8 protein-coding genes and 3 pseudogenes are annotated in these 8,078 nt (G+C 59.2%); 7 read left to right on the top strand and 4 right to left on the bottom strand.

Annotated features, from left to right (window positions below):
• Nucleotides 1–214 (top strand): annotated as a pseudogene (locus IVA92_RS08280) (IS701 family transposase); the annotation flags it as partial.
• Nucleotides 215–821: 607 nt separating this feature from the next.
• On the opposite strand, the pseudogene IVA92_RS08275 reads toward IVA92_RS08280, so the two are convergent.
• A pseudogene (locus tag IVA92_RS08275) lies at nucleotides 822–1,304 on the bottom strand (NYN domain-containing protein); the annotation flags it as partial.
• On the opposite strand from IVA92_RS08275, the gene IVA92_RS08270 reads away from it, so the two are divergent.
• Nucleotides 1,284–1,562 (top strand): carbohydrate porin, encoded by a 279-nt coding sequence (locus IVA92_RS08270; RefSeq protein ID WP_247280869.1) that lies wholly within the window; start codon nucleotides 1,284–1,286, stop codon nucleotides 1,560–1,562. The pseudogene IVA92_RS08275 and the gene IVA92_RS08270 overlap by 21 nt on opposite strands.
• 1,272 nt (nucleotides 1,563–2,834) lie before the next feature.
• A complete protein-coding gene (locus IVA92_RS08265) occupies nucleotides 2,835–3,020 on the top strand; it encodes a hypothetical protein (RefSeq protein WP_247280868.1) in 186 nt (61 codons plus the stop codon).
• A gap of 744 nt (nucleotides 3,021–3,764) precedes the next feature.
• Here the strand turns inward: IVA92_RS08265 and IVA92_RS08260 are convergent.
• From IVA92_RS08260 to IVA92_RS08250, 3 genes are all read right to left on the bottom strand, one after another.
• Entirely contained in the window at nucleotides 3,765–4,004 is a 240-nt protein-coding gene (locus IVA92_RS08260) for a hypothetical protein (RefSeq protein WP_247280867.1), read from the bottom strand.
• A gap of 125 nt (nucleotides 4,005–4,129) precedes the next feature.
• On the bottom strand, nucleotides 4,130–4,339 hold the full coding sequence (locus tag IVA92_RS08255; RefSeq protein WP_247280866.1) for a hypothetical protein: 210 nt from the start codon (nucleotides 4,337–4,339) through the stop codon (nucleotides 4,130–4,132).
• A 528-nt stretch (nucleotides 4,340–4,867) separates the two neighbouring features.
• Entirely contained in the window at nucleotides 4,868–5,044 is a 177-nt protein-coding gene (locus IVA92_RS08250) for a cold shock domain-containing protein (RefSeq protein WP_247280865.1), read from the bottom strand.
• On the opposite strand from IVA92_RS08250, the gene IVA92_RS35745 reads away from it, so the two are divergent.
• The 4 genes and pseudogenes from IVA92_RS35745 to IVA92_RS08235 form a co-directional block, all read left to right on the top strand.
• Nucleotides 5,029–5,160 (top strand): hypothetical protein, encoded by a 132-nt coding sequence (locus IVA92_RS35745; protein WP_256464982.1) that lies wholly within the window; start codon nucleotides 5,029–5,031, stop codon nucleotides 5,158–5,160. The genes IVA92_RS08250 and IVA92_RS35745 overlap by 16 nt on opposite strands.
• A 1,272-nt stretch (nucleotides 5,161–6,432) precedes the next feature.
• The gene (locus IVA92_RS08245; protein WP_247280864.1) at nucleotides 6,433–6,855 is read left to right on the top strand and encodes a transposase; all 423 of its coding nucleotides are present in this window, start codon (nucleotides 6,433–6,435) and stop codon (nucleotides 6,853–6,855) included.
• The gene (gene tnpB, locus IVA92_RS08240; protein WP_247280863.1) at nucleotides 6,852–7,205 is read left to right on the top strand and encodes an IS66 family insertion sequence element accessory protein TnpB; all 354 of its coding nucleotides are present in this window, start codon (nucleotides 6,852–6,854) and stop codon (nucleotides 7,203–7,205) included. Before IVA92_RS08245 ends, tnpB begins: the two co-directional genes overlap by 4 nt.
• Nucleotides 7,206–7,274: 69 nt before the next feature.
• Nucleotides 7,275–7,937 (top strand): annotated as a pseudogene (locus IVA92_RS08235) (IS66 family transposase zinc-finger binding domain-containing protein); the annotation flags it as partial.
• Nucleotides 7,938–8,078: the final 141 nt, after the last annotated feature.

The raw sequence follows: 8,078 nt of genomic DNA, 5'->3' as shown, positions 1-8,078 counted from the left end.
GGCGATCATGGCAAGGTCTTCATCGTCACGCACTAATGACCATGATCGCCTACGCCTTCTTGCAATACCGTCGCCTCGCACACGCGGGGCGGAAAAAAAGAATCAACGGGCCTCCGCCTCAGCCAACCATGCCCGCAGTACGTCACGCTATCGTCGATCTCATCCTACGGCAGCCATCGCAGCGATGCCCCTACTGCAGAAGACGTATCCGTGAAAAACTGCAGCACAAACCAATTCTGCCAAAGTGGCTAAAGGCCGGTCTCGCCGCCGAGTTCAGTTCACTCCTCTTGCTCGGCAGCTCGATTTGGTACGCCGTCTTCTGCCGAGTGTTCTCGCCTCTACATGTCGGAGCTTACTTCCATTCGAACCTCCCATGTTTTCCACAAACATATTTTCTGATTTTGCGACAAGGTCATCATGATTATCGACGATAACCAAATTTATCGCGTCGTTCCAACCAGCTGGGTTCCGTCAACCGCCTCGGCAAGGGAACTAGTTTCGATTTAGGCTTCGCAGCAGCGTCGAATGCTTTGCTCGGCTTTTTGCGCGTGAAAGCGCACCCCGGTTACCGTCGCGCGCGTGTCGAGAAGGCGCAACCCAACATCGATCATGCGAAGCTCGCGAGCAAGCAGCAATGTCGGAATCCGAACTGACCGGACGCGTGGACTTGTCTCTAATTCGTCTGTTGCTGATAACGGAACTATATTGGCGATCAGCCTGGCGCAAATGCCGGGCTCTTCGTCGCTCTCCGAGGCCACGTGCGCCGGCTTCCGAGCCATACCAATGACTGGATTTTCACCAGCGCGGTCTCGCTTCGGGGCTCACTCCTCGAGCACGCTATCGTTTCCCTTGAACTCTGCGGTGGTCTCACGCTCTGGGACCTGCTCCGAGTGATAGCGCGCCTCGCGCTGGCGCGGCGCCGGCCGTTCAGAGGGATTGCGACCGATCTTAGCTTGGAGTTCGATTAGATCGGTGAACACGTCGGCTTGGCGACGCAGCTCATCAGCTACCATTGGAGGATGGGCGGCGATCGTGGAGATCACGGTGACGCGGACGCCGCGCCGCTGCACGGCTTCGACCAAGGAGCGGAAGTCGCCATCACCGGAGAACAGCACCATCTGGTCCATGTGCTCGGAGAGTTCCATAGCGTCGACGGCAAGCTCGACGTCCATGTCGCCCTTGACCTTGCGGCGGCCGGAGACGTCGATGAACTCCTTGGTTCTCTTGGTGACGACGGTGTAGCCGTTGTAGTCCAGCCAGTCGACCAACGGACGGATCGAGGAATACTCCTGATCCTCGATGACGCCCATGTCTCGAAGCGGGCCCAGGCGCTCGATGCGGACTATCGGACCTTAGCGGGTCCGAATTGGCCAGTGCGAAGCTTCGAAGGCCTGCTCACCGCGGTCTATCAATATCAGGTCAAGGACGGCTGGACGGTGCAGCCGAATTTCCAATACATTCTCCATCCCGGCGGCGGCGCCACGCTACCGGCCGGGCCGCTGGCCGGACAGGCCCTCAGGAACGCGTCGGTGTTCGGTCTACGAACCACGCTCAAGTTCTAAGACAATGTTCCATCAAGGAATGTTCGCTTCTGACCGGGTGCTTGCCCCCAAGTGGCCGACGGTCACCCGCCTGAACTTGTTACGTTTGGCGGGTGCACAAAGAGGGGATCATTGCTCGGCCGGAACTGGCGTTCGTTTGTCTTGAAAGCGGGACGTCTTCGCGCGACGAAAGCTCCAGCCGTTGTCACGTCGGCTGCTGAAGGTCTTGGCCTGCCCGCTTGGTCCGGCGTTCATGTCCGCCTTTAAGGCCATCTGAGGATTGAGAGCGTTGAATTACATCGTTCCGAGCCGTGGAACCAATTCAAACGTCGCACAGTAATCTACCAGCGATGCACAGCTAAGCGGAGACGACCCGCCACACCAAGCGTTGTGCCAACTAAGGGTGGCGGGAGCCGAGATGCGATAACTCCGGGTGCGTCCGCCAAAATCCATCGGCCACACCAACGGGAGGATCAGGAATGTTGCAAAGAATGCGAAAATATGCGTTCGGCGCCGCAGCGGCAGCCGCTCTTTGTGCAATTCCAGTCTCCGCCTTTTCCCAATCCGTTGAGATTGGACCGGGAGGCGTCCGGATGCGAGGTGCGGAATGCGAGCAATTGCGGCGAGCCTGCGAAAACAAGGACGTGCTAGGTGAGCGGGGCGAAGGAAATTGCCGGAGATACCGGGAGACCTGCCAACGGCCAGTTCGGAGGGATGTATGCGCCGAATTGCGACAAGCCTGCCTCAACAAGGACGAATTGGGCGAACGAGGCGAAGGAAATTGCCGCAGGTATCGCCAGACCTGCAGAGGGCGTTTGTAAAGGGCGCTGCTATCCGCCATCGCTCGGCACCGCTCCCGTGCACAGCTCACCCGAAGGGCCGCCTCAAACGGCGGCCTTCGTTCATACGGGCCTAGCATGCCACGTCGCCTAAAGGACCCGAAGCGAACATGCGCAGGACCAACGCCGACGTGCTTTAGAGTGACGCAGAGGAGCACATGCTAGGGGGTTGATCTCGGCTACTCAGTTGGCAACAATGGAGGAAGCCCCGAGGTTCGCTCGATGAGTGACTTCAAGCTGCCCGAGACGCGGTATGCCCTGAGCGGCGACGTTAGCATCGCGTACCAAGTGATGGGCGACGGGCCGATAGACCTGATTTTGGTTCGGGCCTCGACCGAAGCCGGCAGTCTTGCTGGCGGCTACGGCTCTGACGGCGAGCAGGGTGACACCATCACTTGTGGTCCGTGCAAGAACTCTGGCGACGCCACCAATCGGTGGCTACAAGGATGCGGTAATGACCAAACCGAAACGCTCCGCCGAGCAGCAGGTCGCCGATGAGGCGGAGCGAAAGGCGCAAAACCCGAACGCAGCGCGGCAGACGATCGCGGATAGCCAAGCCGATCCGGAGTTTCACGAAAACCACAAACGTCTCAGGGCGGAGCGGTTGGCGCGAGACGCCGGGCGCAAGACATCCAAGTGAGGCGCTGGCCGCATGTGCAACGTCTTAGCTCTGGGCTCCGAGGCGAAACTTTTAGCGAATCATTTTGCGATATGCGCGCCAAAACCGGAGCCCAAGAGGACCTAGGACAGCCTTAGGCAGCTTCCACCTCGCACAGCCAAGCTCCGTCGAGCCTTTCACCTCGATCGACAATGACATTGGGAGCCTACGCAAACGGCGGTACCTCGACCAGCGTTCCAATCAATCGCAACAATGCTTGCTGTTCGGGTCCCTTCCCGTCACGCAAGAACTCGCCCAACTCGATATGAGATGACCGGCCACCAGAGGGCGCATTAGGCTGGTGGATGATGAAAGCATGACCATTTGTCGGCTCGCGTGCGATGAACCACGCGTCGCCATTTGGGCTCCGATAGAGCTCCCGCCGGTCCGACATTTTTCCTCCTTGCTGCCTCCCGACGCTGTGGGAGTCCGATGAACGCTTGCGGGAAGGATATCGGCCTCACTGAAAATACGAAAGCTGATCTTCCGTAACGATGCGCTCGATCTTCTCGGACTTGCACTTGATACGGTACCTGACTCGTCCGTCGGACTCGATCGGCATGTGCTGTACGATCGTGTAAATCATCGGCGGTTCAGTTGCGGCGCGTCCTTGTGGGCCTTGGGGTTGGTGGCGAACGTCTTCATTTAGCTTGTAGGCATATGGCATGTTCTTTACCTCAACGGTTACGGGTTCTATCTCGCCCCCTCGTCTCCTAGGCGGGATCTCTAATCCTCAAGAATAGATTTTGTAGCGTCGAATATCTGTTCCGCTGTGCCTTTGATCGTGCCCTTCGCCCAGGCTTGAAACACAGTGACATAGGCGTTCTTGTAAGCCGCTTGGTCTGCAGAAAAGTAAACTTCGTCTGTAGCGGTATCCAGGACAAGCGCTCCTGTATCGATGCAAATTTCCTCGATTAGTACCAGGCGTTCTTCTTGCTCGGCCAGATGGCGTTTTACGATGCTCATTGAGTCTCCTGCTTACCGCTGACCATTACCACGTTCCGGATGCACCCACGTCGGTGAATTTGCGGACGTGGTCCGCAGAGGGGAAACTTACCGGGGCAGCCTGTAAACATCGCCCGGCTTGAGGTTTAGCTCTTCAAAAGCCTTTGCTGCTCTTGCGTCAGGGGTTGAACCACGAGTTCCGCCCTCCAGCCTTCGGGCACGGCTGCAAGTACCAACGTCAGCGCCTGACTTGGCTTGGCAAACGCAATCCAAAACTGCGTTGTGGGGCCGTCTGCCGACCAATCGTCCGCGGTCACTTCAACGATACTAAACGAGTTGCCGAATGACTCTGCCATGAACGGCCAATCCCGCCATAGGCTGCTGGTTCAATCCGCGAGTTGAAGTCATCCTTCGCAGGGCGAATGCCGAATGGGCCCGGCAATCAACCTGTAGGCGGGCACCCAGGCGGTATTCCACGATTCCATCGTGGCGCCGCAAACCAAGCATTCGAAGCTGACGATCTGCCGACTAGGGGCCATCGCCTCAGTTCGGCTATAGACGGCGCCGCACCGACAGGATCGATGATGAGAATCTAGCATCCCGGTTTATGCGCCGGAAAGACAAAACAAGCCACTGCGGAATTCAATTCGCGCGATTGCACGCCAAGACTAAGACCCCGCTCGTTTCGGCTTTCAGTCTAGGCCTTTATTGTAGCTCAGCGACCACAGGCACCAGCTGTCGAAGCGATGCCACAGACGCGCTGCTTTTGAATTTCATTACTGATTCAATCAAAAGCCCGGCTCCCGATGGCTCGGGCGCGGGGCAGGACCACAAGCTCTGCCAGTACATCCGTGGCTAGAGCGACAGGTCTGTCGTGCTCTTAACTAAGCAGCACGAAGATTTTCGGCAGCGGACTTGCCCGTGCGACGGTCAGCGACGACGTCATAGGACACCGTCTGACCTTCGCTCAGAATTCCCATACCGGCGCGTTCGACCGCGCTGATGTGAACGCCGGACCGCCTCGACCCGCCCAATTGTCGCCCTCGTGCTATGCAGTGCATTCCTGATCGCGCTGGTGGTCGGCGTGATCTCCCTGATCCTGTCCAACCTGCGTCACCACGCGATCGAACAGAGCAAGCAGCAGCTGCTGGCAACCGCGGCGCGTCTGGATGTATAGGCCGGCGACGGATAGCGTACGAACGGCGCCTTTCGACGAGTCATAAAAACTTAGACTGGCTTAGGCCGCCCTCCGGAAACAGACTTCCGAAAAGTGGGTTCAAGAGCGGACCAGCGTTGCCGGATGCGGTGAAATGGGGTCAGCCGCCGAGGATGACAACGTGCCCCACCTCGTCGCACTGAAGGGACCGCCTTTTGTGGCCCCACGTTCTTGAGCAACCGAAAAATCTCTAAGGACCTACCCTGACATTCATAATCCGAACATCCGTCGAGCGTCTCCACCTGGAAATCGATCACGGGATTGGTGGCGAACTTGTCTTTCAGCAGACTGCGAAAACGATGCTCTTCTGCAGCGTCCCGGATATGGTTCTGTCGGACGCGTTAGAGGCGGTCTGACGGTCACGCGCAGTGCCTATCTGACCGATGCCATTCAAATTTGGGATGCGACGCTAAGGTCGCTAAATGGCGCCGGCGGAAGCGCTGAAAAGTGCCTTTCAGCTCAAAGTCGATCCCTCGCACCTCAAGCCTGATCAGGCGTGCGCCAACGGCGCATCGCCTCAGCGGAAAATGGCACCCGGAGAGCGTGAGCATAGCGACCCGAAGGGGCACGCGGGTCCGAGTGCAGCGACGCGACCGGTTAACAGCGGCACCCGGGAACGGGGCAGTGATAGCGATCGCCGAAGGCGAGCCCCTTTCCCGAGTGCCCCCGGCGAGGAGCATCCGAGCACCATTGCGAATGCCCCTCCTCCCATGCGATTTAGGTTCGGGGCCGCTATTGCTGAACAATGCCGCGGAGACGCGCCACGCAGCAGGCTGGAAAGAGAAGCCCGAGGGACTCTGCTTTTCCTGGAATTTGTGAATAGCCTGTGGGTCAGGCTCGATGACGAGATTGTCATCGCGATCATGATATTACCGCGGCCTGAGGCCAAACACATACCAGGCAGGCGTCGATGATGAAAGGATGAGTGGTTCCCGGCTGGTGAAAGCTCTCGATCGCAAAACTCGACGGGTGGCTCGCGACATGCGGAGCTCACAATCTGTGTTAGCTTGCTGAAGAGAGGACTTCCCGGCCGTATCGGCACCTCGTCGGCAGATAGGCTAATCCGTGTCCCGTTTCGCACAAATCGCGCCCGCTCACTCCTATGGTGAGTAGCGTTTTCAACTGTTGAAATTCGCGATTTGCTGGATCAAGTGTAAGCGCTTAGCCGGAACCCTTGCTTCGGGATCGGTATAGCTGTGCGAAAGAAGCCTCCGGCTTGGACGGAGGTTTGGGATGGGATTGGACAGCAAAAAGGACGTCCATTTGGACGGCTCAACGACGGGGTCGGTGAGCCGGCTGGAGGTTCTTGAAGGACCATCGGGGCGCCGCGTACGTTCGGAAGCTGAGAGAGCTCGGATCGTCGCCGAGAGTCTGTTACCCGGTGCCCAGGTGTCCCAGGTGGCGCGCAAGCACGGAGCGACGCGCTGGCAGATCTACGATTGGCGACGGCGATTTCGACAGCGAGGCATGTTGCCGCCGTGCGAGGCGTCGCAGCCGACATTCGCGCCGCTGGTCGTGGAAGGTGCGTTGGAGGAGCGTCAGGTTCCGGCGATCAAGCTTGAGATCGCGATCGGCGATGTCGTGCTGCGGACGGATATGGCCATTGATGCCGAGCAGCTGTCCCGAGTGATCCGCGCGGTGCGAGCGTCACGATGATCGCGGCTGGTGCGGATCTGAAGATTTACGTTGCAACGCGGCCGATCGACTTCCGCTGTGGCCACGATGGGCTTGCGGCGAAGGTGCAGGAGATGCTTCGTCTCGATCCGTTCAGCGGGGCAGCCTTCGTGTTCCGATCGAAACGAGCTGACCGGATCAAGATTTTGGTCTGGGATCGAACGGGCCTGGTGTTGGTGCACAAACGCCTCGAAGGTTGCAAGTTCGTTTGGCCAACGATCGCGGACGGCGGGATGCGGATGTCGCCGGCGATGTTCGCGGCCTTGTTCGAGGGGCTGGATTGGAGGTTGGTCCGTCCGGAAGAAGCACGGCGCCCGCAGGCGGCGGGATAACTGCGGCAGAATGACTCGGAAGCTATTTTGAACGTGGCACGCGCGGCGGCGGTGTGCTCGAATTAGCGCATGAGCATCGCGGCGCTGCGCGACGAAAACGAACGCCTGAAGGCGCTTTTGGCACAAACGCAGGCGGCCTTGAGCGAGCATCAGGGGGCGCTGGCGGCGTCGGAGGAAGCCCGGCGTCGGCTGGAGATCATTCTCGGCGAATTGCGACGCGACAGGTTCGGCGCGAAGTCCGAGAAGCTGCGACCAGATCAATATCACTTGCCGCTCGAAGACGTGGAGATCGCGCAAGGCATCCTGGATGCCGCGCAGGAGAAAGCCGAGAAGGTTATCCAGGGCCGATCGCGAAACGCGACGGATCAAAGCTCTCATCGCAATCGCGGCTGCTTGCCTGCCCATTTGCCGCGGGTGGAGCGGATCATCGAGCCTGCGAGCACGCTCTGCCCGTGCGGTTGCGGCGCCATGACGAAGATCGGCGAGGACGTCAGCAAGCGCCTTGACGTGATCCCGGCACAATGGCGCGTGCTGGTCACACGCCGCCCGAAATACATCTGCCGCCGCTGCTCCGGCCCTGTCGTGCAGGCGCACGCACCAGAGCATGTCGTGCCTGGTGGACTACCGACCGAAGCGGCGATTGCGCAGGTGATCGTCGCCAAGTTTGGCGACCATACGCCGTTTTACCGTCAGGCCGAGATCTATGCGCGCCAGGGGGTTCGACTTGATCGGGGCGACACTAAAGCGTGATGGCATCAAGTTCGATAGCCTGAGTTTTTGAGGTAATTGGCGCATTCGTCGGCGGTGAAGGCATCGAGTGCGTGGCCGATTGCGGCGCAGACCGCATCGACGGTTCGGGCGGCAGCTTTGCGG

Source organism: Bradyrhizobium sp. 154, assembly GCF_023073875.1.
Taxonomy (GTDB): Bacteria; Pseudomonadota; Alphaproteobacteria; order Rhizobiales; family Xanthobacteraceae; genus Bradyrhizobium.
The sequence above is the reverse complement of the archived record's forward strand: the minus strand, read 5'-3'. Positions and strand labels throughout refer to the sequence as shown.

Bases quoted from the DNA above. Each gene is read 5' to 3' on its own strand.
- tnpB (WP_247280863.1), top strand. From the start codon at position 6,852: ATGATCGCGGCTGGTGCGGATCTGAAGATTTACGTTGCAACGCGGCCG.
- IVA92_RS08260 (WP_247280867.1), bottom strand. From the start codon at position 4,004: ATGAGCATCGTAAAACGCCATCTGGCCGAGCAAGAAGAACGCCTGGTA.
- IVA92_RS08245 (WP_247280864.1), top strand. From the start codon at position 6,433: ATGGGATTGGACAGCAAAAAGGACGTCCATTTGGACGGCTCAACGACG.
- IVA92_RS08255 (WP_247280866.1), bottom strand. From the start codon at position 4,339: ATGGCAGAGTCATTCGGCAACTCGTTTAGTATCGTTGAAGTGACCGCG.
- IVA92_RS08265 (WP_247280868.1), top strand. From the start codon at position 2,835: ATGACCAAACCGAAACGCTCCGCCGAGCAGCAGGTCGCCGATGAGGCG.
- IVA92_RS08250 (WP_247280865.1), bottom strand. From the start codon at position 5,044: ATGCACTGCATAGCACGAGGGCGACAATTGGGCGGGTCGAGGCGGTCC.